Below are 25622 nucleotides of genomic sequence, written 5' to 3'. Positions count from 1 at the left end.
AGAGGAGCCGGCGATGCCCACTACAGAGGCCATCCTCGACGGAGCTGACCCGTCGCGGGCGCTGAGCGGAAGGTGGAAGCAACGAGCTGCCTCGGCCCTTGGCTCGACCGTCGAGGGTCTGCCCGGTGGTATGACGCCGCAGAAGACATCCGGCCGGGAGGGTAACCGTGCCGTCGACGCCTGACCCCTACTCCACCGTTCGGTCCGCGGACGGGCTACAGCTGGACGAGGGCAGTCAGCCCATCGCGATGTGGATCCGCCGGCTGATGTTGTCGGCGATGGCCTTGGTCGTCGCTGCCGGCGTCGTGAGCGGGCTGGGCGTGCACACGAGCACGGCGTCGACCCAGGACAACGGCTACGGCCTCACCGTGCACTACCCGGCCATCGCGCGGGCCGGGCTGGACACGGAGTGGCAGGTCGTGATCACTCACCCCGGCGGTTTCGGAAGACAGCTGACTCTGGCCGTCACCGGGGACTACTTCAACATCTTCGAGACACAGGGCTTCCACCCCAATCCCTCCCAAGAGACCCGAGACGGCCAGAACCTCTACCTGACGTTCACGGCGCCGCCCGGCGACACCTTCATGCTCGACTTCGACACCTACATACAGCCCTCCAGCCAGAAGGGCAGCTCGGCCGCCGTCTCGATCGTGAAGAACTCCAGCTTCACCACGCCGGTGGCCACGGTTCACATCCGCACGCGGCTCCTGCCATGAGCCGCCAACACCTGGAGGCTGCCTCGTGGAGATCGTGATCCGCGCCGCCCTCATGTTCGTCTTCCTGTGGGCGGTCACCCGAGGCGTCGGCCGCTCCACGCTGGGCGAGCTCAGCACCTTCGAGCTCCTGCTCTACGTGACCATGGGCGACCTCATCCAACAGTCGGTCACGCAGCAGGACTACTCCATCACCTCCGGTGTCCTGACCATCTCGGTGTTCGCCCTGTGCACCGTCGGGCTGTCCTGGCTCCAGTGGCGCTTTCCCCGCACCCGCTCCCTGATCAGGGGCAAACCCATCGTCATCGCCCGCGCAGGCAAGCTGCTGCCCGTCCCCGCCCGCCAACAACGCTTCACCGACTCCGACCTGCTCGCCATGGCCCGCCAGCAGGGCATCCGCAGACTCACCGACATCGAGCTCGCGATCCTGGAGGCCGACGGCAGGGTCTCGTTCTTCACCTCAGCCAGTGACTCGAGCGGCGCACCGGACACAGCCGCCACCTCCTGAGCCGCGTGCTGGGACGGACCCGTTCGGCACGCTGACTCCGGTTCGCACCCGCGGCATCCGTACGGGAAGGCCGCACGTGTCGTTGGCGGCTGGGACGCCGTGCAGCGCGTGGCCGATCGCGGGAGCGCTCCCCAGCAGCCTGACCGTGTGGTCACTGGTGTGCGGTGTGGACGTGGGCGAGAAGGGCCGAAGTCTCCTCGCCGACCGGACGGTCGCGCCCGGGTTGACGAGCCCGGGCGCGAACGGCAGGGTGCCGACGATCTCAGTCGGTCCACTTCAGGGTGATCTTGACGGTGTTCCGGTCGGCGCCCTGCTGGCCGGAGACCGTCCCGGTCGCGCCCAGGTAGGCGCCGGTGCCGCCGGTGATGTGGCCGGCGCTCTGCCCGGACTGGGCGTCGACGGTGACCTTGGACCGCAGCTGACCCTTGGGTAGCGCCATGGTGACCCAGCAGTGCGCCTTGCCGGCGGCGAAGTCGAAGGTGCACGTGTTGGCGGTGTATCCGATGGTGTGCCCGGACTTCACGGCCTTGTCGCTCTCGATCAGGTGGTTCGCCGACTGGACGCTGGACAGTGCGTGGGCGGTGAACGTGAGCCGGTGGCTGGTCGTGCGAGGGGCAGGTGATGCGGCTCCGGCGGCGGCGACGGCCAGGACGAGGCTGCCGCCGGCCACCAGGGTGGTTCCGGCCGTGACGAGTGAGGTCCGCTTCATGGGTAGCTCCTTCTCCGAGGTTGTGAGGCGCCGGGTCGACGCCGCGCCACCAAGGTCGCGGACACGTTTCCCAACGGCCAGAGGATCGGCACGACCCGAGGCCGGGAGGATCTCCCAGCCCTGGTGGGAAACCACCCCTTGTCGCCACGCCCTCGCGGCCACACCCTTGACCTCATGAGGGACTCGGATCGCCTGTCGTGGCAGATGTCGTGCGGCGTCGCGCTCATGGTGGTGGTCTCCGCTGCGGGCCTGTACGCCTCGCTGGCCGTCAGCCATGCGAGCGGTGGGTCTCTCACCGAGTCGTTGCTCGGCGTCGCAGTCGTGTTGGCGTTCTGCATCACCGGCGCCGTGGTGATCGCGGCGCGCCCTCGTCACCGGATCGGCTGGTTGCTGCTGGGCGGAGGAGTCACCTGGGCGGTCGGGAACGCGGGCGTCGACCTCACGTCGTACGGCGTGAACCATCCGGGTGCGGTCCCGGCGATCTCGCTGTTCGCACTCGGGGGCGCCGTGGTGCGCGACGTGGGCTGGTTCGCGGTGATCCTCGGCCTTCCCATCTTCTTCCCCACCGGCCGGATCGCGGGTCCACGCTGGCGGTGGCTTACGTGGTCGCTGGTCGTAGTCGTCGTCGCCTCGGTGGTGAGCACGCTGGCCGCACCGGACGCCAACCTCCGCATCGACGGTTGGGACAACCCGATCACGCTGCCCCACGTACTCGGGTTCGTCGATCCCGTGGGGTTCCTGCTCAGCCTGCCCTTCGCCCTGGTCGTCGCCGGAGGCGCCGTGGCCCAGCTGCGCAGCCGCTGGCGACAGGGAACCGATCTCGAGCGTCAGCAGGTCCGCTTCGTGACGCTGGTGGCCGGGCTACCGGTGCTGGCGGGACCGCTGTCGTTCGTCCCGGGCGCACCTCCGAACGTGTTCACGATCGCGGTCCTGCCGTTGCCGGTGGCGATCGGGTACGCCGTACTGGCGCGAGGGCTGTACGACCTCCGGACGGCCGTGAACCGCACCGCCGTGTGGGTCCTGCTGTCGGCCCTGGTGGCCGGGATCTATGCCGTGGTGATCGTCGGCGTCGGCCGCGTGCTCGACGTCGGCTCCGCGGCCTGGCTGCCCGCGGTGGCTGTCGGTGTCGTCGCGGTGTCGTTCGCGCCCTTGCGGGACCTGCTCCAGCGTGGGGTCGACCGGGTCCTGTTCGGGCAGTGGCAGGACCCCTACGAGGTGCTGGCACGCCTCGGACAGCGGCTCGAGGCGACCGCCGACATCGATCGCCTCCTCGGCGACGCGACCACCGAGCTGGCTGCGCTGGGCCTGCGCCGTGTCCGGATCGAGAATGCGCACGGCCAGGTGCTGGCCCAGTCCGCGGACGGCGATGGGGACGAGCCGGGCAGCGACGACGAGATTCCCCTGCTGGCCTACGCCGAACGCGTCGGCACCCTGGCCTTCCGGCAACCAGCCGCGCGCCTGCGTGCCTCCGACCGGAGGCTGCTCGAGGACCTGGCCGGCCATCTGGGCGGCGTCCTGCACGACCACCGCCTCACCCAGGAGCTCCAGCTCGCCCTCGAGCGGGTCGTCCTGGCGCGCGAGGAGGAGCGGCGGCGTCTGCGACGCGACCTTCACGACGGTCTGGGGCCTGCCCTGGCGGGCCACCTGCTCCGCCTCGACGTGATCGCCCGGGAGCTCGAGCCCGGTGGCCACGCCTCCGACCTGGTCCGGGCCTTGGGTGATGACCTGCGCGCGACCGTGCTCGACGTACGGCGCGTGGTGGAGGGCCTGCGTCCACCCGCGCTCGACGAGCTCGGGCTGGCCGGCGCGGTCGAGCAGTCGGTGCACCGGCTCACCGCTGGTGCCGGGCTGAGAGTCGACGTGTCGATCGCCCTGCTGCCACCGCTCCCCGCGGCCGCCGAGGTGGCGGCGTTCCGGATCGTCACCGAGGCTGTCACGAACGTCGTCCGGCATGCGCAGGCAGGGTGGTGCCGGGTCACGCTCGAGCCCGGGCCGGGCGTTCTGAGACTCCTCGTGGAGGACGACGGTGTCGGCTTCGGCGCGCGGAGGTCGGCCGGGAACGGCTTGCACACGATGCGGGAGCGGGCCGAGGAGATGCGTGGCCACCTCCGCGTGACCTCGTTCGGGGGCACCCGCGTGGAGGCGGTGCTGCCGGTGCGGACGGCTGCGCACGTGGTGGCGTCATGAGGGTGCGGGTGCTGGTGGTCGACGACCACCCGGTGTTCCGCGAGGGGCTGGCCGCGTCGCTGGCGGCCCTTCCGGACATCGAGGTAGTGGGAAGCGTAGCGGACGGTCCGGAGGCCGTGGACCTGGCGGCCGGAGGGCGGGCCGATGTGGTGCTGATGGACCTCAACCTGCCGACCATGTCCGGGGTCGAGGCGACCGCCCTGACCTGCGCGCTCCCGGACCCGCCGGCGGTGCTGGTGGTGACGATGGTCGACGACGACGACACGGTGCTGGCCGCGATGCGGGCGGGCGCGCGCGGCTACGTGCTCAAGGGATCGAGCGGCGAGGAGATCGCCGCCGCGGTGACCACGGTGGCCTCGGGAGGGGCCGTGTTCGGGCCTGGCGTCGCGTCCCGGCTGCTCGCCGTCGCCGCGGGTCAGCGCGTGCCGGCCGGCCGCACCTCGCCGTTCGAAGGGCTCACCGACCGCGAGGTTGACGTGCTCGAGCTCATCGGCCAGGGGCGCAGCAACCAGCAGATCGCCCGCGCTCTGGGACTGAGCGTCAAGACGGTCCAGAACTACGTCTCCCGCATCCTCGACAAGCTGCAGGTCCGCGACCGGACCCAGGCCGCCCTCCGGGTGCGCGACGAGCAGGGACCGCCCTAACCCGGGACGAGCATCCACCCACCGCGCGAGTCGCTGGAGAGCAGTCAACGACGAGGATCCGATAGAGGTCGCCCACTACGACCATCGCCGGTGCAACGTGACAGCAAACTGTGCCATTTCGCGACGCGATCGCGGACTACAGACGTATCCGGTGGGGATTCGAGTCGGGCGACGTCGACACCCAGCGGCAGACGTTCTCGCGTCGTCAGCCCCGCACAGCCACGGTCAGCAGCACGGCGGAGTCCTCGACTGCCTCGAGCGAGTGACGAGCGTCGGGGATGGTGACGAGGTCTCCGGGCGAACCGCTCCACGTGTCGGCGCCGGCTTTCAGAGTCACGTGACCGTGGAGGACCTGGAGTGTTGCTTCTCCGGGGTTCTGGTGTTCGTCGAGCTGCGAGCCGGCGCGCAACGCGATGACGGTCTGGCGGAGGGCGTGCTCGTGTCCTCCGTAGACGGTGTGGGCGCTCCGTCCGCTGGAGGCCTTCGACGCCGTCTCCAGGTGTTGGCTAACAAGCGTTGTCAGTGACTCGTGCTGCATGCGGTGCTCCTCGTCGCTGGAATTACCGGAAGGGCGGGTGTACGGCGTCACGAGCGTCGCGGTGGCGTCGGGTCGAGCAGGAAGCTCGGTGTCGTCGCGTGGGCCTGGTCGACGATGGTCCACCCGGCGGCTCCGAGGGTGACGACCGAGACCGGGAAGATCCCGTAGTCCTCACGGTCGATGTGGACGGCCAGATCATCGAGCAGGCAGCTCACTGCAGCCGGGAAGTCGAGTATCTGGGGGTCGAGGCTCGCGATCGCCTTCTCGAGATGCTCGTGTTCGCCCTTCAAGGCGTCGACCTCGTCGAGGAACTCGCCCGAGTCTCGTAGTGCCCGGAAGATCCCGTCCTCCTCACGCCGTACGTGGCGCTCCAGGCGCGTGACGAGTCCGGTCAGGAGGGTCATCGCCTCGGCGCGGTCGCCCGACTGCAGCGAGTGCCGGACAACGTACGACTCGTCGACGAGCGCGGTGTGTTCGTCCATCAGCTCGCGGATCGCTCCGACTCCTCGGCAGCCACAGTGGTCGCACATGTCAGCCGACCCGGTCCCAGCCGCGGCGGGGGCGGTGGCTGCCGAGCTGGGCGTCGTCGCGGCTGCGGTAGACGATGTAGGGGCGGGTCAGGTAGCCGACGGGTGCGCTGAAGACGTGGACGAGTCGGGTGAAGGGCCACAGCGCGAACAGCCCGAACGCGACGAGGGCGTGGAGCTGGAAGCCGAGGGGCGCGTCGGCCATCAGCTGGGGGTCGGGGTGGAAGGCGAGGAACGACCGGTACCAGACCGAGACACCTTCGCGGTAGTTGTACTCGCCTCCGACGTGCAGGATGGAGCCGGCGATGGTGTTCCACATGCCTAAGACGATCACGGTGGCGAGGAAGGCGTACATCACCTTGTCCATCGGCGTGGTGGCGGAGAAGACGGGGCCGACGGTGCGGCGGCGGTAGATCAGGATAGCCATGCCGACCACGGTCATCAGCCCAGAGACGAGGCCGCCGGCGACGGCGACCACGTGGTAGGCGTGGTTGCTGATGCCGAGAGCGTCGGTCCAGGACTGCGGTACCAGCAGGCCGATGAGGTGGCCGCCGACGACGCCGAGCATGCCGAAATGGAACAGCGGGCTACCGATCCGCAGGAGCCGGTTCTCGTAGAGCTGGGAGGAGCGGGTGGTCCAGCCGAACTTGTCGTAGCGGTACCGCCACCAGTGTCCGACCACGAACGTCGCCAGGCACAGGTACGGGACGACGACGAAGAGGAACTCGTTCATCGGCGTGCTCCTGGGAAGGACGGCATCGGCAGCAGGGTCGTCTCCGGCGGGCCGTCGGCGGCGCCGGGGCTGAACTGCGGGGCGGCGAACGGCGCGAGACCGACTTCCTCCTCGGGTGGGCCCTCGGCCGCGAGCCGGCGTACGGCGTCGCGCTCGTCACCGCGCAGCGGAGGGAGGGTGGCAGTGACGGCGTCGACCAGGCTCGCCCACGGCGAACCCAGGTCCTGGAGCGAGAGGCGCAGCAGCTCCAGGCCTGCTCGGTGGTCGAGCATCAGGTCGCGGCCGCGGATCTGGTCCACGGTGGCGGCGTACTCGAGGACGACGCAGAGGTGGTCGGGGAGCTCGGCGTCGTCGAGCTCGAACCCTGATGCGAGATAGGTCTGCTTGAACCGCAACAGGGCCATCCCCCGCTTGCGGGTGTCGCCGTGCGCGAAGTAGGTCAGGAACAGGTTGCAGCGGCGGCGGTTGTCGAAGGTCTCGACGTAGTCGGCCTGGAGCTCAGGGAGTGGTGTGGACTCCAGGTGGGCCAGGAACGATCGGAGGGAGTCGCCGATCGCCGCCGGCACGGTGTGAGAGGCGGCTCGGATGAGCTCGGCGCGAGCCACGACACTCTCGTCGGGGTAGTCGAGCAGCAGGGAGACCGACTGCCAGACCACGGTGAGCTGGTCGGGCGGCAGCGTGGGCTTCGGGCTGCGGGTGCTCATTGGTCCGGGCCCTTCGGCGGGAACAGGCCGGGCGGGGAGCCCTTGCCGTCCCAGTTGAGCAGGTTGACCCGGGTGCCCTTGTGCTCCGGGCCGGCCAACGAGTCGGCGGTCTGCCGGTCCTGGAGCATTTGGAAGTTCTCGACCGCGATCGGGGTCGGCGCTCCCGATCCCTCGCCGAAGAGTCCTTGCTGGCCGCCGCCGTACTCGGAGACCGAGCACTCGGTGGCGAGCTCCTCGAGGGAGTGCGCCTGCTCGGCGTGGGCGGGAGGGATGACGTAGCGCTCGTCGTACTTGGCGATGGCGAGGAGGCGGTACATGTCGTACATCTCTTCCTCGGTCATCCCCACCGCGGCCGGGATCGACGGGTCCGGGTCGCGGCCCATGTTGATGTCGCGCATGTAGGAGCGCATCGCGGCGAGCTTCTTCAGCACGGCGTCCACCGGTACGACGTCGCCGGCGGTGAAGAGCTCGGCGAGGTATTCGACCGGGATCCGTAGGGCGTCGATGGCGGCGAAGAGGTTGCTCTTGTCCTCGGCGTCCTCGCCGGTCTCGGCGACCACGTCGACGACGGGGGACAGGGGCGGGATGTACCAGACCATCGGCATGGTGCGGTACTCCGGGTGCAGCGGCAGGGCGACCTTGAAGGTGTTGATGAGGGCGTAGATCGGGGAGCGCTGGGCCGCGTCGACCCAGTCCCGGGCGATGCCTGCCTTCTCGGCCTCGCGGATGACCTCGGGGTCGAACGGGTCGAGGAAGACGTCGCGTTGCGCCTCGTAGAGTCCCTGGTCGTCGGTGGTCGAGGCGGCCTCGAGCACCTTGTCGGCGTCGTAGAGCATCAGGCCGATGTAGCGCAGCCGCCCGACGCAGGTCTCGGAGCAGACGGTCGGCAGGCCGACCTCGATCCGCGGGAAGCAGAAGGTGCACTTCTCGGCCTTGCCGGTGCGGTGGTTGAAGTAGATCTTCTTGTAGGGGCAGCCGGAGACGCACATGCGCCAGCCGCGGCACTTCTCCTGGTCGACCAGGACGATGCCGTCCTCCGCGCGCTTGTAGATCGCGCCACTGGGGCACGACGCTGCGCACGAGGGGTTGAGGCAGTGCTCGCAGATGCGGGGCAGGTAGAACATGAAGGTCTGCTCGAACTCGAACTTCACCTTGTCGGCGATCTTCTTCAGCATCGGGTCGCGGTGTGTGTTGGCGGTCGATCCGCCGAGGTCGTCGTCCCAGTTGGCGGACCACTCGATCTTCATGTTCTTGCCCGAGATCAGCGACTTCGGTCGCGCCACCGGGGTGTGTTCCTGGGCCGGCGCCTCGGTCAGGGTGGCGTAGTCGTAGGTCCAGGGCTCGTAGTACTCGCCGATCGAGGGGAGCTTCGGGTTGGAGAAGATCGTCAGCAGCTTCTTGAACCGTCCACCTGCCTTGAGCTTGAGGCGTCCGCGGCTGTTGAGCTCCCAGCCGCCCTGCCACTTCTCCTGGTCTTCGTAGGTCCGGGGGTAGCCGAGACCGGGCCGGGTCTCGACGTTGTTGAACCAGATGTACTCGGTGCCGGACCGGTTGGTCCACGCCTGCTTGCAGGTCACCGAGCAGGTGTGGCAGCCGATGCACTTGTCAAGGTTCATCACCATCGCCATCTGCGCCATGACCTTCATCAGTAGGTCACCTCCTGCGAGCGCTTGCGGATGACGGTGACCTCGTCGCGTTGGTTGCCGGTGGGGCCGAGGTAGTTGAACGCGAAGCTCAACTGGGCGTAGCCGCCGATCAGGTGGCTGGGTTTGACCAGGATCCGGGTCAGGGAGTTGTGGATGCCGCCGCGCTTGCCGGAGGTCTCGGCGAGCGGTACGTCGATCAGCCGGTCCTGGGCGTGGTACATGTACACGGTCCCCTCGGGCATCCGGTGCGAGACGATCGCGCGGGCCACGACGACGCCGTTGCGGTTGACCGCCTCGATCCAGTCGTTGTCCTTGATGCCGACCTTCGCGGCGTCGCGGTCGCTCATCCAGATGTTCTGGCCGCCGCGCGAGAGCGAGAGCATGAACAGGTTGTCCTGGTACTCCGAGTGGATCGACCACTTGTTGTGGGGGGTCAGGTAGCGCACCGTCAGCCCCTCGACCTGGTCGACACCGTCGACCGCAGAGCCGTCCGAGACGTTCCCCAGGGCCGGCTCGGCGAACAGCGCCGCCATGTTCAGCGGTGGCCGGTAGACCGGCAGTCCCTCACCGAGCTCGGTGATCCAGTCGTGGTCGAGGTAGAAGTGCATCCGCCCGGTCAGGGTGTGCCAGGGCTTCTTGCGCTCGACGTTGATCGTGAACGGCGAGTAGCGTCGACCGCCGGTCTCCGAGCCGGACCACTCCGGTGAGGTGATCACGGGCACCGGTGGGCCCTGGGTGTCGGCGAAGGTGATCTGCTTGCCCTCGTGCTCTTCGGCGAGGTCGGCGAGCTTGACCCCGGTGCGCTTCTCGAGGGTCTTGAAGCCTTGCGTGGCCAGGTGCCCGTTCGTCGTACCGGACAGGGCGAGGATCGCCTCGCAGACGTTGACGTCGCGCTTGAGCGACGGCCGTCCGTCGGCGACCCCGCCGCGCACAGGACCGTTCTTCTGGCGCAGGTAGTCGACCTGCTTGCTCAGCTCGAAGGTGACGCCCTTGGTGGTGGCGCCGAGCGTGTCGACCAGCGGGCCGAGCGCGTTCATCTTCTCGGAGACCGCGCCGTAGTCGCGGACGACCTCGACCAGCTTCGGCATGGTGACGCCGGGCACCGGCTCGCACTCGCCCTTCTTCCAGTCGCGGACCACGCCGTGCGGGTTGGCCATCGCGTCCGGGGTGTCGTGGGTGAGCGGGACGGCCACGACGTCTGTGCGGACACCGAGGTGGGTCGCGGCGAGCTCGCTGAACTTCTCCGCGATGGTCTGCCAGGCGTCCCAGTCGGTGCGGGTCTGCCAGGGTGGCGCGATCGCGGGGTTGAACGAGTGCACGAACGGGTGCATGTCGGTGGTGTTGAGGTCATGCTTCTCATACCAGGTCGCGGCCGGGAGCACGACGTCGGAGAAGGTGGTGGTGCTGGTCTGCCGGAAGTCGATCGTCAGCAGCAGGTCGAGCTTCCCCTCGGGTGCCTCCTCGCGCCATCTCACGTCGACGGGGCGCTGGCCCACGGGCGTCTCGGTGGCGCGGACCGAGGAGTCGGTGCCGAGGAGATGCTTGAGGAAGTACTCGTTGCCCTTGCCGGACGAGCCCAGCAGGTTGGCCCGCCAGATCGACAGGATGCGGGGGTAGTTGCCGGGCGCGTCCGGGTCCTCGCCGGCGAAGTCGAGACCGCCGGACTTCAGCTGCTCGACGACGTACTCGGCCACGGGCTTCCCGGCCGCGGCCGCGTCGTCGCTGAGGTCGAGCGGGTTGCGGTCGAAGGTCGGGTACGACGGCATCCAGCCCATCCGGGCGCTCTGGGCGATGACGTCTGCGGTGGACTTCCCTGCCAGCTGTCCTTGGCCGGTGGTGGCCGCGAGGGTGTCCGCACCGAACTGGTCGTAACGGAACTGGTTGGTGTGCAGATACCAGAAGGCGGTCTGGATCATGTTGCGCGGCGGCCGGTTCCAGTCCAGCGCGTTCGCGATCTGGGTGTAGCCGGTGATCGGGCGGACCTTCTCCTGCCCGACGTAGTGCGCCCAGCCGCCGCCGTTGACGCCCTGGCAACCGGTCAGGTTGGTGAGGGTGAGGAAGGCGCGGTAGATCGTGTCGGAGTGGAACCAGTGGTTGGTGCCGGCACCCATCACGATCATCGAGCGGCCGTGGGACTCGTCGGCGTTGGCGGCGAACTCCCGGCCGATCCGGGCCACGGTCGACGCCGGCACGCCGGTGATCGCCTCCTGCCAGGCCGGCGTGTACGGCGACTCGGCGTCGTCGTAACCCGTGGCCCACTGTCCGGGCAGCGGCCCGTTGGCCCCGGAGCGCGCGACGCCGTATTGCGCAAGGAGCAGGTCGAAGACCGTGGTGACCAGGTGTTCGCCGATCCGCTTGGTCGGCACTCCGCGCGGGAGGTCGGCGGCGGCGCCGTCGGGGGTGTCGAAGCGCGGCATCCGCACGACGACCGACTTCTCGGAGATGTCGAGCAGCGAGAGCACCGGGTCGACGTCGCCGAGCTCGAGGTTCCAGAGGCCCACCCCGGGGTCGCCGTACCGGTGGCCGAGGGAGCCGTTCGGGACGGCCGGGTCACCGGTACGGGCGTCGATCAGGACGGTCTTGAAGGCGGCGTTCTCCTCGGCGGCGTGATCGGTGAGGTCGGCGGCGGTGAGGAACTTGCCGGCGGTGTACTCGCCGTCACCGGTCTCGTCCAGGCGGACCAGGTGGGGCAGGTCGGTGTAGGTCTTTACGTAATCGGTGAAGTACGGCGTCTGCCGGTCCACGAAGAACTCCTTCAGGACGACGTGGCCCATCGCCATCGCCAGCGCCGCGTCGGTGCCCGGCTTGGCCGGCAGCCACTCGTCGGCGAACTTCACGTTGTCGGCGTAGTCGGGGGCGACAGCGACGACCTTCTGGCCTCGGTAGCGGGCCTCGGTCATCCAGTGCGCGTCGGGAGTGCGGGTGACCGGGAGGTTGGAGCCCCACATGATCAGGTACCCGGCGTTCCACCAGTCGCCCGACTCGGGGACGTCGGTCTGGTCGCCGAACACCTGGGGCGAGGCGACGGGGAGGTCGGCGTACCAGTCGTAGAAGCTCAGCATGGAGCCGCCGATGAGGTTGACGAACCTGGCACCCGAGGCGTGGGAGACCATCGACATGGCGGGGATCGGGGAGAAGCCGGCGACGCGGTCGGGTCCGTACTTCTTGATGGTGTGGACGTGCGCGGCGGCCACCATCTCGGCCGCCTCGTCCCAGGTGGCGCGGACCAGGCCGCCTTTGCCGCGGGCCGACTTGTAAACCTTGGCGCGCAGGGGGTTCTCGACGATGTGCTCCCAGGCCCGCACCGGGTCGCCGTCGTGCTGAGCCTTGGCCTCGCGGAACATCTGGAGCAGGACGCCGCGGACATAGGGGTAGCGCACCCGGGTTGGCGAGTAGGTGTACCAGGAGAACGCCGCCCCGCGGGGACAGCCACGGGGCTCGTACTCCGGGGAGTCAGGGCCGACCGAGGGGTAGTCGGTCTGCTGGGTCTCCCAGGTGATGATCCCGTCCTTGACGTAGACCTTCCAGGAGCACGACCCCGTGCAGTTGACGCCATGCGTCGAGCGCACCACCTTGTCGTGACTCCAGCGGTCGCGGTAGAAGTCGTCGGCCTGGCGGCCTCCCGCCTTGGTGAGCGTTCGCAGGTCGTTGGAGACCCTGCCCTTGGTGAAGAACCGTCGGCTGCGGACCAGCGCCTCGGTGAGCGGGTCGTCCAGTGCGGGCAGGGCGCTGGACGGCTTCTGGCGGTTGGTCATCGAGAGGGCTCCCGGGCAGAGGGCGGACCAGCGGACGGGCGTGCTTCGACAGTAGACCCACGCTCAGGCCGCGAGCGGAGTCTGCGGAGCCTGGGGAGTGACTGGACGGCGTAGCGACGCGGACAGCGCCAGCACCAGCACCGCCATCGCTGACAGCGCCAACAGTCCCGTGCGGTAGTCGCCGGAGTGCCCGAAGATCGAGCCCATCACCAGCGGCGGCACGAACCCACCGAGCCCGCCCGCAGCGCCGACAATGCCCGTGACCGCGCCGACCTTCTCGGCCGGGGCGCGCTGGGCCACCAGGGCGAAGACCGCGCCTGTCGCCGTGCCCAGCGCGGCGGCCATCGTGAGGAACACGATCGTGCCGAGCGGTGCCAGGCTGGGCGTCGAGGACTGGACGAGCGCGTCGACCGCGACCACGGCGAAGGCGACAACCAGGACGTTCGCAGGGCGCACGCGGTCGGAGATCCAACCGCCGACCGGGCGCATGAGGACAGCGACGAGGACGAAGCCGGCCATCCGGTTCGAGGCGTCCGCAGGGGTGAGCCCGTAGGCGTTCTTCAGGTAGGTCGGGAGGTAGACGCTGAACGCGACGTACCCGCCGAACGCGATGGCGTAGAGCGCAGCCGCCTGCCAGGTGATCGGAAGCGCGAGCGCAGCGCCCATCCGCCGGCCGAGCGACTCGGTCGGCACGGTACGACCGGGCGCGTCTCGCAGGACCAGCGCAGCCAGCACGCCGTACGCCGTGAGCACGAGGGCGGTGATCACGAATGGCGTCTGCATCGAGTGGGCGTTGACCAGCTTCACGGTCGTCAGCGCGCTGATGGCGGTGCCACCCATACCGGCACCAAACACGCCGACTGCGAAGCCACGTCGCTCGGGCGGGAACCACGCACTCACGAACGGCACGCCCACCGCGAACGCGGTGCCGGCGATGCCGAGGAAGAAGCCGCCGAACAGGAGCGCAGCAAGACTGGAGTGTCCCGCCAGACCGAGGTAGAGCACCGGTACGACCGTGGCCAAGGACACGATCGGGAACATGATGCGGCCGCCGAACCGGTCGGTTAGGGCACCCACCGGGATGCGACCCAAGGAGCCCACGACCACGGGGACCGCGACCAACAGCGCCTGCTGGAACGGCGTCAGGTGCAGCGCTGCGGTAAACGAGACCGCCAGCGGCGAGAGCAGGGCCCACGCCCAGAAGCAGAGGGCGAACCCGAGAGTCGCGAGGCCGAGCATCAGACCGGCACGGCCGCTCGTCCTGGTGGTTAGCCCTGCTGTCGTGGACATCGTCCGCTCCTTCGTCCGGCGAATGCGTCGCCGGTAGGGTCCTCAGATCCGTGGATACTTGCGCTGGTACCACCTTTGCTGGCTCGCAGTGGTTGCGGTCAGGGACCTAAGTCCTCTCGCGACGGGTAGATGGACTGGAGTCGCGTCCCCTGCAGGGACCTACAGTCGGCCCGTGCCCGTTTCCACCCGCGCCGCCGCGCCCGACTCCCGCATCGACATCACGCCGCTGATGCTGGCCAGCCGGGCGGTGGCCGCGGCCATGGTCCGCTCCCTGGAGAGCGTCGACGCCTCCGTCTCGGTCACGCAGATGCGGGTCCTGGTCCTGCTGTGGACCGGCGAGCCCCTCAACCTGTCGGCTGTCGCCGAGGGACTCAGCGTCAACGCGTCCAACGCCAGCCGCACCTGCGACCGGCTGGTCTCGGCCGGGTTCGTCGACCGCGGCGAGCTGACCGCCGACCGCCGACAGCGCGTGCTCACCCTCACCCGAAAGGGGTGGACCTTCGTCGAGCAGCTGATGGAACGTCGCGAGCAGGAGCTCGCAGAGATCGTGGCCCGCATGTCCGGTACCGACCGGGACGCGCTCATGGCGGCCCTGACCCCGTTCAACGAGGCCGCCACCGCCGATCTCTACCCGGCTGGCCGCCCCGCCGCCAGCCGCGACCCACGTCTGCACGAGTGGGGCATCTGACGTGACCACCACAGACCTCGGTCCCTGCGCGGCCACGCACGTGTCCTGACCACGATCGTTCCACCAGGTATGAGAGGGCGTTGGAGTTGGCTGTCTGGGACGGTTGTGCGCCAGATCGTGGTTGGTTTGGCAGTCTTGATCCGGTGTCCATCTACTGTCCAGATTGGGACAGCCCGGGGGAGTTCCAGTGGGTTACAGTCGGCAGTGTCAGAGCGGCTGATCCCGCACCGTTGAGCGTGAATCGGCTTGTTCCTGGCCTGACGGGCAGTGACCGGCGAGGTCCTGAATACTCCCAGAGGTCGCAGGTTCAAATCCTGCCCCCGCTACCCAAGTTCAGGCCCGGAATCCAGCGTGATTCCGGGCCTGAGATATGTCTGACTCGATCTCGAGGAGAGCGACACTCGCTCCGGTGACTCGCCGGCCGTTGGTGCCGAGTTCGTATCGGATCGGCCGAGGGGGCGCGGCGACGGGTATCCTGCCGGGGGCAACGGGGGTTTCTGGATGCGTAATGTGAGTGTGCGTCGGCTGCGCGCCGTCTGCTTGGCGACGGCAGTCATGGTGGGGGTGGGGCTTCCCGCTCTCGGTTCGCCGGTGCACCAGAGCACCGTGGTGTCGTCCGACCCTGCGGACTGGACCCCTCGTGTCCTGGGTGGGACGGGCTCCTACCGGGCGGTCTACCAGCTGGCCCAGGTCGGTGACACCATGTTCGTCGGCGGCAACTTCACCACGGTGCAGACCGCTGACCGCTCCGCCACCTTCCGCCGCAAGAGTCTGTTCTCCTTCTCCGCCACCACCGGGGCGATCAACCCGCTGTCGGTGACCACGAACGGCAACGTCTGGGCGATCGCCTACCACCGCGGCTCGCTGTACGTCGGGGGGACCTTCTCGGTCTTCAACGGCGTGAGCCGTCGCGGGCTGGTCAAGATCAACCCCACCACCGGGGTGGTCGATCGACGCTTCGACGCACATCTGACCGGCGCGGTCCGCGAAGCGCAGTTCGCCCACCACCGGCTGATCGTCGGCGGGGAGTTCTCCGGGCGGCTGAAGGCGCTGGACTTCCACACCGGCAGGACGACCCGCTACCTGCGGTTGCACGTCGCGGGCGACCTGGACGGGCGTGGCGGGGCCGCGCCCCGGGTGTACCGGTTCGCGATCAGCCCTCGCCGCAACCGCCTCGTCGCCGTGGGCAACTTCCTCACCGTCAACGGTCGCGCTCGGGCCCGGGCCTTCATGGTCGACCTGCGCCCTCACCGGGGCACCCTGGACCCGTGGTACTACCACCCGCTGGCACGTCGATGCTCGAGCCGTCGCTGGATCGACAACCTGCGGGACGTGGACTTCTCGCCCAACGGCAGATGGTTCGCTGTGGACGGCAGCGGGTTCGTGTCGCGCCCGGCCGACCTGGGAAGCACGGTCTGCGACGCGGTGGCCCGGTTCGAGACCGGCACCGCCCACCCAGCAAGTCCGACCTGGATCAACTACACCGGGGGAGACACGCTCCAGTCCGTGGTGGTCACCGATGCCGCGGTCTACGTGCAGGGTCACAACCGCTGGCTCGACAACCCGCTCGGCAAGGACACCTGCGGCCCCGGCTGCGCGTCCCGACGCGGAATCGGGGCGATCGACCCGGTCACCGGCCTGGCGCTCCCGTGGGACCCGGTCAAGGCACTGGGCGTGGGCGGCAAGGATCTCCTGCTCACCTCCGCGGGACTGTGGGTGGCCTCGGACACGACGACCATCGGCGGCGAGACCCACGAGCGGCTGGCACTGCTGCCCACCTCGTGACCCCGGTCGAGCCGCGGATCGAGACGGTCGGAGTCCGACCGGACCAGACGTCGTAGCACCGACGACCAATGGCGACTCCGACCTCGGCGTCGAGATGGTGGTGGGACACATCGACCACCATCTCGAGGAGACCGTCATGAAGACTCGCACAGCACTCGCCGCCGTCGCCCTCACGGGCCTGGCCCTGCCGCTCGCGGCCACGGCCCCCGCCCTGGCCAGCCACTCGGGAGGTGGCGGAGTCAGCGCCCACGGCGGGTGTGGCGGCGCCGCGGTCTGGCACCTGAAGGCGAAGCACTCCAACGCCCGGATCGAGGTCGAGGCCGAGGTCGACAGCAACCACGTGGGTCAGGTGTGGGACTGGACGATCCGGCACGACGGCCGCACCGCCGCGAAGGGCGCGGGCACCACGGCCGGCGCCAGCGGCTCGTTCACGGTGCAGCGTCGGCTGGCCAACCGGGCCGGGGCCGACCACCTCACCTTCCGCGCCGTACGACGGGCCACCGGCGACGTCTGCCGCGGCACGATCTCGCTCTGAGCGTTGCTGCCGCGGTCAGGGGGCCCGCGCGGCCGCGGCGGGCCGCAGCCGCTCGGGTGCCGCGGCCCGGCAGACTGCTGTCGTGACAGCGTCGACGAACGATCCCCTGACCGTGCCCGCTCCGGAGCTCGACCCCGTGCAGCTGCACGAGGGGCTGGCCGCCCGGTGGGGCATCGAGGGGAGCCTCACCCCTCTCCACGGCGAGCGGGACCGGAACTTCCGCGTCGACACCGCCGAGGGTCGCTACCTGCTGAAGGTGCACAACTCCGCGGACGGCGCCGGGGTGGTGGACCTGCAGCAGTCGGCGATGGAGCACATTCGCGCCGTGGCGCCGGACCTGCCGGTCTCGCGGGTCCTGCCCACCCGGCAGGGCGACCCGTGGGTGACGCTGACCGGCGTCGACGGGCGTCGTTCCCTGGCCTGGGTGACGACCTGGCTGGAGGGCCGGCATCCGGAGCCCGGGGAGCTGGGCCCGGAGCACCTGCGCGCCTGGGGCCGGACGTCGGCCCGCCTCGGACTGGCCCTGCGCGGCTTCGTGCACGAAGCCGCGTCGTACCCGATCGCCTGGGACCTCCGCCGGCTCCCGCAGCTGCGACCGTGGCTCTCGGCGGTCGAGGAAAGCCGGCGTGCAGCGGTGCGGACGGTGCTGGACCGCTTCGACGCACGGGTCGCCCCGAAGCTGCGCATGATGCGCGCCCAGGTGGTGCACAACGACCTCGCCCCCACCAACGTGCTGGTCGACGACGACCTGGTGGTCACCGGCATCACAGACTTCGGGGACCTGACCACCACCGCACTCGTCTGCGACCTGGCCGTGGCGACCGCCGACGTGCTCAGCGGACGCACCGACGGCCTGGACCTCGCGCACGAGGTCGTCGCCGGGTACGCCGCCACCACGCCGCTCGAGCCGGAGGAGGTCGCGCTGCTCGCCGACCTGATCGCGGGTCGCTACGCGGCCGCGATCCTGATCACCGCCTGGCGGACCCAGCAGCAGGGCTCCGCTCCGGAGATCGACGAGGAGGCCCACCGCCAGCTGGAGGGCATGCTCGATGTCGGCCTGGACACCCTGACCCGTCGGCTCACGGCCGCGGCGTCCGTGCCGGCGGGCCGGGCCGAGGGCGGCTCGCTGGCGCCGCGCCGTTCCACCGCGGACCTGCTCCGAGCCCGCTCCCACCTGTTGGGCGGCCTCGAGCTCAGCTACACCGATCCGGTCCACCTCGTGAGCGGGCACGGGCTCTTCCTGGAGGGTGCGGACGGACGGCGCTACCTGGACGCCTACAACAACGTGCCGGTGCTCGGACACTCCCACCCGGCGGTCGTCGAGGCGGTCAGCACCCAGCTCGCCACGCTCAACACCAACAGCCGCTATCTCCAGGAGGCGCCCATCGAGCTCGCCGAACGCCTGCTGGAGACCCTGCCCGACCGCTTCGACCGCGTCCTGCTGGTGAACTCCGGCAGCGAGGCCAACGACCTGGCCTGGCGGATCGCGCGCCACGCCACCGGTGCTTCCGGCGGGATCGTCACGTCCTGGGCCTACCACGGGGTCACGGAGGCGACGTTCGCGTTCTCGCCCGAGAGCTGGGGTGCGGCCCCGCCGCCACCCCACATCCGCCTGGTGGAACCGCCGCCGGCGCCATCGTCCGAGGTGGCCGCAGCGCTCGGGAGCCTCGAGGCCGGAGGCCACGGCGTGGCCGCGATGCTGGTCGACGGGGTGTTCACCAGCGACGGGGTGCGCGGGCCCGCGCACGCCTGGACGGCCCAGGCCGCCGCCCTCGTGCACGCGGCCGGCGGGCTGTACGTCGCGGACGAGGTGCAGGCCGGGCACGGCCGGACCGGCGACCACCTGTGGAGCTTCGTGGCCGGCGACGTGCCCGCGGACCTGGTCACCCTGGGCAAGCCGATGGGCAACGGCTATCCCGTGGCCGCCGTCTGTGGCCCCGCGGAGCTGATCGACCCGTTCGTGGCGAGCACCGACTACTTCAGCACCTTCGGCGGCGGCACCGCTGCCTGCGCGGCCGCGATCGCGGTGCTCCGGACCCTGGCCGACGAGCAGGTGGTGAGCCACGTCGCGCGAACCGGCGCGCGGCTGCTCACCCGGTTGCGCGAGGTCGCTGCCGGCGACCCCCAGGTCGGCGAGGTGAGCGGCTGGGGGCTCGCGATCGCCCTCGACCTCGTCGACCCGGCGACCGGACGGCCGGACGCGCCTCGCGCCGCACGGGTGGTGGAGGGGATGCGGGAGCGGGGAGTGCTGATCGGTCGCACCGCCCGGTCGAGGGCGTCGCTCAAGATCCGGCCACCGCTGGTGATCGGCGACGAGCACGTCGACCTGCTGGTCGAGGTGCTGGCGGCGACCCTCCGCGACGGCGGCTGACCCGGCTCCACGGTCGCACCTGGAGCCGGGGCAGCTACGGCTGGGCGTCCGGCTCGGACCGGGTGGCGTGGGCCGCCAGCCGGCCGGCGGCGTCGGCGACGAGCGGGTCGAGGGTGTCGTCGTGGGCCGCGGCCAGGCCTTCGAGGGTACGCCGCATGGCGGGGTCCCAGAACGTCTCGATGTGCCGGGCGATCGTGTCGGCCGCCTCGTCGGCAGGCAGGTGGCCGAACTGGCGCGCGATGTCGTTGCCCATCCGCGCCTCGGGCGTGACCAACGAGCTCATGCGTGGGTCTCGGCGGGCTCGCGGGCCTCCGCCACCGCCGCGTCACCCCGGGCGTTGGCGACCCCCACCTGGACCGCGGTGACCTTGTACTCCGGGCAGTTGGTGGCCCAGTCGGAGTTCTCGGTCGTCACCACGTTGGCGCCGGTCACCGGGTGGTGGAAGGTGGTGTAGACCACGCCGGCCGGCATCCGCTCCGAGACCTGGGCGCGCAGCGTCGTCGAGCCGACCCGGCTCGACAGGTCGACCAGGTCGCCGGTGGAGATCCCGCGCACCTCGGCGTCGGCCGGGTGGATCTCGAGGATGTCCTCGGGGTGCCAGGTGTTGTTGGCCGTACGACGAGTCTGGGCGCCCACGTTGTACTGGCTGAGGATCCGGCCGGTGGTCAGGATCAGCGGGAACTTCCGCGTGGACCGCTCGGTCGTCGGCACGAAGACGGTCTCGATCAGCCGGCCCTTGCCGCGCACGAACTCGCCGACGTGCATCGTCGGCGTACCGGTGGAGGAGGAGTCGAAGACCGGCCACTGCATCGAGCCGACCTCGTCGAGGCGTGCGAACGAGACGCCGGCGAAGGTCGGGGTGGTGGCGGCGATCTCGTCCATGATCTCCGACGCCGCGGCGTACGACATGTCGAAGCCCATCGCCCGGCCGATCGCGCAGGTGATCTCCCACTCGTCCATGCCGACCTTGGAGGCGAAGACCGGCCGGACCCGGTTGATCCGCCGCTCGGCGTTGGTGAAGGTGCCGTCCTTCTCGAGGAACGACGTACCGGGCAGGAAGACGTGGGCGAACCGGGCGGTCTCGTTGAGGAAGAGGTCCTGCACGACGACGAGGTCCATCGCCCGCAGCGCCGCCTCGACGTGCTGGGTGTTGGGGTCGGACTGGGCGATGTCCTCACCCTGGACGTAGAGCCCGCGGAACGTGCCGGCGAGGGCGGAGTCGAACATGTTCGGGATCCGCAGGCCCGGCTCGGGGTCGAGCGTGCGGCCCCACAGCTCCTCGTAGATGCCGCGGACGGCGTCCTCGGAGACGTGGCGGTAGCCGGGGAACTCGTGCGGGAAGGAGCCCATGTCGCAGGAGCCCTGGACGTTGTTCTGGCCGCGCAGCGGGTTCACGCCGACGCCCTCGCGACCGATGTTGCCGGTGACCATGGCCAGGTTGGCCATCCCCATCACCATCGTCGAGCCCTGCGAGTGCTCGGTGACGCCGAGCCCGTAGTAGATCGCGGCGTTGCCGGCGGTGGCGAAGACCCGGGCGGCCGCCCGAAGCTGGTCGGGGTCGACACCGGTGGCGCCGGCCATCGCCTCGGGGGAGTTGGCCGGGTCGGCGATGAAGGCGAGGTAGTCGTCGGCGTCCTCGCAGCGCTCGCGCACGAACTCCTCGTCGTGGAGACCCTCGGAGACGATCACGTGGGCCATCGCGTTGACGAAGGCCACGTTGGAGCCCGGCAGCACCGGCAGGTGGTACGACGCCTCGACGTGCGGGCTGCGGACCAGGGCGATCCGCCGTGGGTCGGCCACGATCAGCCGGGCGCCCTCGCGCAGCCGTCGCTTCATCCGGGAGGCGAAGACCGGGTGGGCGTCGGTGGGGTTGGCGCCGATCAGCAGGATCACGTCGGCCTTCTCCACCGAGCGGAAGTCCTGGGTGCCGGCGGAGGTGCCGAAGGTCTGCTTGAGCCCGTAGCCGGTAGGGGAGTGGCAGACCCGGGCGCAGGTGTCGATGTTGTTGTTGCCGAAGGCCGCGCGCACCATCTTCTGGACGACGTACACCTCCTCGTTGGTGCAGCGGCTGGACGAGATGCCGCCGATCGCGCCGACGCCGTGCTCGGCCTGGAGCGCCTGGAAGCCGGTGGCCACCCGGGCGATCGCCTCGTCCCACGAGACGGTGCGCCACTCGTCGTCGATCGTGTCGCGCACCATCGGCGAGAGCTGGCGGTCGCGGTGCGAGGCGTAGCCGTAGGCGAACCTGCCCTTGACGCAGCTGTGTCCCTCGTTGGCGCGTCCGGCCTTGGACGGGACCATCCGCACGACCTGCGCGTCGTCGCCCTCACCCTGGACCTCGGCCCGGAACGAGCAGCCGACGCCGCAGTAGGCGCAGGTCGTCTCGACCGAGCGGGTCGGCATGCCGAGCTGGACGATCGAGTGCTCCTGCAGCGCCGACGTCGGGCAGGCCTGCACGCAGGCGCCGCAGGAGACGCACTCCGAGGAGAGGAAGTCCGTGCCCCCCGCGCTGATCTTCGAGTCGAAGCCGCGGCCCTCGACGGTGAGTGCGAAGGTGCCCTGGATGTCGGCGCAGGCGCGCACGCAGCGGGAGCAGACGATGCACGAGGAGTCGTCGAAGGCGAAGTAGGGGTTGGAGAGGTCGACCGGCTGGGGGTGGGCGACCTGGTCGCGGGTCTCCGGCCGGCCGTAGCGCACCTCGGCGGAGCCGACCGTGGCGGCCAGCGACTGGATCTCGCAGTTGCCGCGGGCACAGCCGTCGCAGTCCTCCGGGTGGTCGGAGAGGTAGAGCTCCATGACGTTGCGACGGAGCTCGCGGACGGTGTCGGTCTGGGTGCTGACGACCATGCCGTCGGCGCACGGGGTGGTGCAGGAGGCGGGTACGCCCTTGGCCCCGTCGACCTCGACCACACACATCCGGCACGAGCCGAAGGCCTTGAGCGAGTCGGTCGCGCACAGCTTCGGGATGGCCACCCCGGCCTCGGTCGCCGCGCGCAGCACCGACGTGCCGGCGGGGACGGCGACCTCTCGGCCGTCGATGGTGAGCGTGACGGAGGTGTCGGCGACGACGGCCGGGGTGCCGAAGTCGACCTCGGGGTCCCAGATGCTCGGCTGCTCCAGCAAGCTCATACGGATACGTCCTGTCGTTCGAAGTCCTCGGGGAAGTGCCTGACCGCGCTCTGCACGGGCATCGGGGTCAGCCCGCCCATCGCGCACAGCGAGCCCTTGGTCATGGTGTCGCACAGGTCGTCGAGCAGCACCAGGTCGGCCGTGACGTCACTCTGCGCCTCCCTTGCGGCGATGATCCGGTCGATGGTCTCCACACCGCGGGTGGAGCCGATCCGGCACGGGGTGCACTTGCCGCACGACTCGATCGAGCAGAACTCCATGGCGAAGCGCGCCATCCGGGCCATGTCGACGGTGTCGTCGAAGACCACCACGCCGCCGTGCCCGAGCATGGCCCCGGACTCGGCCAGCGCCTCGTAGGCCATGGGTACGTCGAAGCCGGAGGCGGGCACGTAGGCGCCGAGCGGCCCGCCGAGCTGGGCGGTGCGCGCCGGGCGACCGGACCGCGTGCCTCCGGCGTATCCCTCGACGAGCTCGCGCAGGCTCACGCCGAACGGCAGCTCGACGATGCCGCCCTGCCTGACGTTGCCGGCGAGCTGGAAGATCTGGGTGCCGCGGGAGCGGCCGGTGCCGAGCTCGGCGTACGCCGCGCCACCGTTGGTCAGGATCATCGGCACCGCACAGATGGTCAGCACGTTGTGGATCAGGGTCGGCGAGCCCCACAGGCCGCGGATCGCGGGGATCGGTGGCTTCGCCCGCACCTCACCACGGCGCCCCTCGATGCTCTCGAGCATCGAGGACTCCTCGCCACAGATGTAGGCACCGGCTCCGACCCGGACGTGAAGGTCGAAGTCGAGCCCGGAGCCCAGGATGTCGCGGCCGAGGTAGCCGTGGGTGTACGCCGTGTCGACGGCCCGCCGTAGGGCGGCGATGGCGTGGGGGTACTCCGAGCGCACGTAGACGTAGCCGTCGCCCGCCCCGGTGGCGTGGGCCGCGATCACCAGCCCCTCGATCAGGGTGAACGGGTCGCCCTCGAGCAGCATCCGGTCCGCGAAGGTCCCGGAGTCACCCTCGTCGACGTTGCAGGCGACGTACTTCTGGTCGGCCGCCGTCTCGAGCACCGTCTTCCACTTGATCCCGGCCGGGAAGCCCGCCCCTCCGCGGCCGCGGAGGCCCGAGTCGGTGACCTCCTGGACGACCTCGGCCGGGGACAGGGACAGGGCCCGGCGCAGCCCGGCCCAGCCGCCGTGCGCCTCGTAGTCGGCGATCGAGGCCGGGTCGATCACGCCGACGCGGGCGAAGCTCACCCGGCGCTGCGAGGTCAGCCAGGGGTGCTCGTCGACGACGCCGATGTCGGCTGCCCCGCCGGCGAGAACTCCTGCCACGTCGTCGGGGGTCACGTTGCCGAACCCCACGCGCCCGGCGTCGGTCTCGACCTCGACCAGGGGCTCGAGCCACAGCATCCCCCGCGACCCGTTGCGGACGACGTGCGCACCGGCGGCCTCGAAGGCTGCGGCCACCTCGTCGGCCCCGACCGAGACCGCCGCCGCGTCGCCGGGGACGAACACCCGGGTCGTCGCGGTCATGCGCGCCATCCTTCGGTGAGGGCGTCGAGCCGGCCGGCCGACAGGCGGCCGTGCAGGCGGCCGTCGAGCGTGCCGGAGGGCCCGAGCACGCAGTTGCCCAGGCAGAAGACCTCACCGACCTCGACCCCGGGGCCGAGGTCGGCCGCCCGGGCGGTCGTCTCGGCGTACAGCTCCTCGGCACCGACCGACTGGCAGGCCTCGCCGCGGCAGAGCACCACCCGATGGGCCGACGGCGGGTCGGTGCGGAAGTCGGGATAGAAGCTGACCACGCCGTGCACCTCGGCGACCGAGAGGTTGAGCACGTCCGCGACCGTGGCGACGTCGTCGGACTCGATGTGGCCCAGCTCCTCCATCACCTCGTGCAGCACCGGCAGCAGCGCGCCGCGCTCGGCGAGGTGCGCGGTGGCGATGGCGCGGACCAGCGTGGCCCTGTCGGTCGTGGGCGCGGACGTCATCAGGCAGCTCCGGGGTGGTGGTCGTTCCCATCGTAGTGTCGCCGACGTGACGCACGTCATAACCGCGGGTCCAGCGACCGAGCGGATCGCCCGGGTCGGCTCAGCCGCGGTCCCCTTCATCGTTCGTGCGGCGGGCGAGTCGCCGCCTGAGGTCGGAGACCTCGGTCTCCAGGGCGAGCACCCGCCCGATGCCGGCCAGGTTGAGGCCCTCGGTGAGGAGCTGGCCGATCCGGCGCAGCACGACGATGTCGTCCTCGCTGTACAGCCGCGTGCCGCCGGCCGTCCGGGCCGGCTCGATCAGCCCGCGGCGTTCGTAGACGCGGAGGTTCTGGATCGGGAGGTCGGCCCGGTCGGCAGCGACCGAGATCGCGAACACGCCCTCGTCGGATGACGGCATCTCGACCTCCCGGTGGTGCGGCGCAGACAGAGGGCTTGCGGAGCTGCTTGACAGTACCTCAATCACGGGCTATATAAAACCTGTAACGACAGTTACACCTCGGAGTCTCGTCGAAAGGAGCAGAACCATGCTGCTGCGCACCACCGACCCGTTCCGCGAGTTCGACCGTCTCGCCAGTCAGGTGCTCGGCACCACCAACCGCCCGGCCGTGATGCCGATGGACGCCTGGCGGCAGGGTGACGTCTTCCAGATCGAGTTCGACCTGCCGGGGGTGTCCCGGGAGACGATCGACCTCGACGTCGAGCGCAACGTCCTCACCGTGCGAGCCGAGCGGGTCGGCCGCAACGGTGACTGGGAGATGCTCGCCTCCGAGCGCCCCCGCGGCGTGTTCAGTCGCCAGCTGGTGCTCGGCGACAACCTCGACCTCGACCGGATCGAGGCCCACTACGGCGACGGCGTGCTGCGCCTGAGCATCCCGGTCGCCGAGCGGGCCAAGCCCCGCAAGATCGAGGTGGGGTCCGCTCCCCAGGAGCGCACCGCGATCGAGGCCTGAACGCCGGCCGGCGCATCCGCCGTCGGACCGGAGTCACGCACACCGGTCCGCGGCGGGATGCGCCGCTGCGTCTCCACCAGGTGCCGCTCGACGCCGACGGCGGGCCGTGAGACGGCCCACGCCACCCGGGGAACAGCCCGTTCCCGCCGGGTGCCCACGTGTACCCTGGGCGGGTCGTTGTACGCCCGGAACAGATGAGGAGCCAGGCGGTGGAGCTGCCCCTGGCAGACCT

Annotated in this window: 22 protein-coding genes; 9 read left to right on the top strand and 13 right to left on the bottom strand. The window is 70.3% G+C overall.

The annotated features are described in order from the left end of the window. The first annotated feature begins 167 nt into the window (after window positions 1–167). Both E3N83_RS09045 and E3N83_RS09040 read left to right on the top strand, forming a co-directional pair. Entirely contained in the window at window positions 168–716 is a 549-nt protein-coding gene (locus E3N83_RS09045) for a hypothetical protein (RefSeq protein WP_151082956.1), read from the top strand. 25 nt (window positions 717–741) lie between these two features. Continuing rightward, complete coding sequence (locus E3N83_RS09040; protein ID WP_151082955.1) at window positions 742–1221, top strand: DUF421 domain-containing protein; 480 nt, start codon at window positions 742–744, stop codon at window positions 1219–1221. Between the two features lie 262 nt (window positions 1222–1483). On the opposite strand, the gene E3N83_RS09035 is transcribed toward E3N83_RS09040, so the two are convergent. Then, on the bottom strand, window positions 1484–1930 hold the full coding sequence (locus tag E3N83_RS09035; RefSeq protein WP_151082954.1) for a hypothetical protein: 447 nt from the start codon (window positions 1928–1930) through the stop codon (window positions 1484–1486). Between the two features lie 174 nt (window positions 1931–2104). Between E3N83_RS09035 and E3N83_RS09030 the strand changes: the two genes are divergently transcribed. Continuing rightward, the gene (locus tag E3N83_RS09030) at window positions 2105–4117 is read left to right on the top strand and encodes a sensor histidine kinase (RefSeq protein ID WP_151082953.1); all 2013 of its coding nucleotides are present in this window, start codon (window positions 2105–2107) and stop codon (window positions 4115–4117) included. After that, a complete protein-coding gene (locus E3N83_RS09025; RefSeq protein WP_151082952.1) occupies window positions 4114–4761 on the top strand; it encodes a response regulator in 648 nt (215 codons plus the stop codon). The genes E3N83_RS09030 and E3N83_RS09025 overlap by 4 nt, the downstream gene beginning before the upstream one ends. Before the next feature lie 205 nt (window positions 4762–4966). Here the strand turns inward: E3N83_RS09025 and E3N83_RS09020 are convergent, their stop codons facing one another. The 7 genes from E3N83_RS09020 to E3N83_RS08990 form a co-directional block, all read right to left on the bottom strand. Continuing rightward, window positions 4967–5299: a cupin domain-containing protein gene (locus tag E3N83_RS09020; protein ID WP_151082951.1), complete on the bottom strand. Its 333-nt coding sequence runs from the start codon at window positions 5297–5299 to the stop codon at window positions 4967–4969. 47 nt (window positions 5300–5346) lie between these two features. Further along, window positions 5347–5781: a hemerythrin domain-containing protein gene (locus E3N83_RS09015; protein ID WP_191908028.1), complete on the bottom strand. Its 435-nt coding sequence runs from the start codon at window positions 5779–5781 to the stop codon at window positions 5347–5349. A 49-nt stretch (window positions 5782–5830) separates the two neighbouring features. Further along, window positions 5831–6559 (bottom strand): respiratory nitrate reductase subunit gamma, encoded by a 729-nt coding sequence (narI, locus tag E3N83_RS09010; RefSeq protein ID WP_151082949.1) that lies wholly within the window; start codon window positions 6557–6559, stop codon window positions 5831–5833. Next, window positions 6556–7263 (bottom strand): nitrate reductase molybdenum cofactor assembly chaperone, encoded by a 708-nt coding sequence (gene narJ, locus E3N83_RS09005; RefSeq protein WP_151082948.1) that lies wholly within the window; start codon window positions 7261–7263, stop codon window positions 6556–6558. The genes narI and narJ overlap by 4 nt, the downstream gene beginning before the upstream one ends. After that, window positions 7260–8909 (bottom strand): nitrate reductase subunit beta, encoded by a 1650-nt coding sequence (gene narH, locus E3N83_RS09000; RefSeq protein WP_151082947.1) that lies wholly within the window; start codon window positions 8907–8909, stop codon window positions 7260–7262. Before narH ends, narJ begins: the two co-directional genes overlap by 4 nt. After that, window positions 8909–12664 (bottom strand): nitrate reductase subunit alpha, encoded by a 3756-nt coding sequence (locus E3N83_RS08995; RefSeq protein ID WP_151082946.1) that lies wholly within the window; start codon window positions 12662–12664, stop codon window positions 8909–8911. The genes narH and E3N83_RS08995 overlap by 1 nt, the downstream gene beginning before the upstream one ends. A 63-nt stretch (window positions 12665–12727) precedes the next feature. Next, complete coding sequence (locus E3N83_RS08990) at window positions 12728–13954, bottom strand: nitrate/nitrite transporter (RefSeq protein WP_202879362.1); 1227 nt, start codon at window positions 13952–13954, stop codon at window positions 12728–12730. Between the two features lie 172 nt (window positions 13955–14126). On the opposite strand from E3N83_RS08990, the gene E3N83_RS08985 reads away from it, so the two are divergent. The 4 genes from E3N83_RS08985 (at window position 14127) to E3N83_RS08970 (ending at window position 19333) form a co-directional block, all read left to right on the top strand. After that, window positions 14127–14642, top strand: coding sequence for a MarR family winged helix-turn-helix transcriptional regulator (locus E3N83_RS08985; protein ID WP_151082945.1), 516 nt, complete (start codon window positions 14127–14129; stop codon window positions 14640–14642). 591 nt (window positions 14643–15233) lie between these two features. Further along, window positions 15234–16427 (top strand): delta-60 repeat domain-containing protein, encoded by a 1194-nt coding sequence (locus E3N83_RS08980; protein ID WP_151082944.1) that lies wholly within the window; start codon window positions 15234–15236, stop codon window positions 16425–16427. Between the two features lie 136 nt (window positions 16428–16563). Next, the gene (locus E3N83_RS08975; RefSeq protein WP_151082943.1) at window positions 16564–16962 is read left to right on the top strand and encodes a hypothetical protein; all 399 of its coding nucleotides are present in this window, start codon (window positions 16564–16566) and stop codon (window positions 16960–16962) included. 82 nt (window positions 16963–17044) lie between these two features. After that, window positions 17045–19333: an aminotransferase class III-fold pyridoxal phosphate-dependent enzyme gene (locus tag E3N83_RS08970; RefSeq protein WP_151082942.1), complete on the top strand. Its 2289-nt coding sequence runs from the start codon at window positions 17045–17047 to the stop codon at window positions 19331–19333. Between the two features lie 34 nt (window positions 19334–19367). Here the strand turns inward: E3N83_RS08970 and E3N83_RS08965 are convergent, their stop codons facing one another. The 5 genes from E3N83_RS08965 to E3N83_RS08945 all read right to left on the bottom strand — a co-directional run bounded on the left by E3N83_RS08965 (window position 19368) and on the right by E3N83_RS08945 (window position 24837). Further along, window positions 19368–19616 carry a formate dehydrogenase subunit delta gene (locus tag E3N83_RS08965; RefSeq protein WP_191908027.1) on the bottom strand — a complete coding sequence of 83 codons (249 nt, stop codon included), beginning with the start codon at window positions 19614–19616 and terminating at the stop codon, window positions 19368–19370. Next, entirely contained in the window at window positions 19613–22462 is a 2850-nt protein-coding gene (fdhF, locus tag E3N83_RS08960; protein ID WP_151082941.1) for a formate dehydrogenase subunit alpha, read from the bottom strand. The genes E3N83_RS08965 and fdhF overlap by 4 nt, the downstream gene beginning before the upstream one ends. Beyond that, complete coding sequence (locus E3N83_RS08955) at window positions 22459–23985, bottom strand: NADH-ubiquinone oxidoreductase-F iron-sulfur binding region domain-containing protein (protein WP_151082940.1); 1527 nt, start codon at window positions 23983–23985, stop codon at window positions 22459–22461. The genes fdhF and E3N83_RS08955 overlap by 4 nt, the downstream gene beginning before the upstream one ends. Next, window positions 23982–24440, bottom strand: a complete 459-nt coding sequence (locus E3N83_RS08950; RefSeq protein WP_151082939.1) for an NAD(P)H-dependent oxidoreductase subunit E — start codon at window positions 24438–24440, stop codon at window positions 23982–23984. Before E3N83_RS08950 ends, E3N83_RS08955 begins: the two co-directional genes overlap by 4 nt. Before the next feature lie 100 nt (window positions 24441–24540). Continuing rightward, on the bottom strand, window positions 24541–24837 hold the full coding sequence (locus E3N83_RS08945) for a MerR family transcriptional regulator (protein ID WP_151082938.1): 297 nt from the start codon (window positions 24835–24837) through the stop codon (window positions 24541–24543). 127 nt (window positions 24838–24964) lie between these two features. Between E3N83_RS08945 and E3N83_RS08940 the strand changes: the two genes are divergently transcribed. Further along, on the top strand, window positions 24965–25390 hold the full coding sequence (locus tag E3N83_RS08940; RefSeq protein ID WP_151082937.1) for an Hsp20/alpha crystallin family protein: 426 nt from the start codon (window positions 24965–24967) through the stop codon (window positions 25388–25390). Window positions 25391–25622 lie beyond the last annotated feature (232 nt).

Source organism: Nocardioides cynanchi, assembly GCF_008761635.1.
Lineage (GTDB): Bacteria > Actinomycetota > Actinomycetes > Propionibacteriales > Nocardioidaceae > Nocardioides > Nocardioides cynanchi.
The sequence above is the reverse complement of the archived record's forward strand: the minus strand, read 5'-3'. Positions and strand labels throughout refer to the sequence as shown.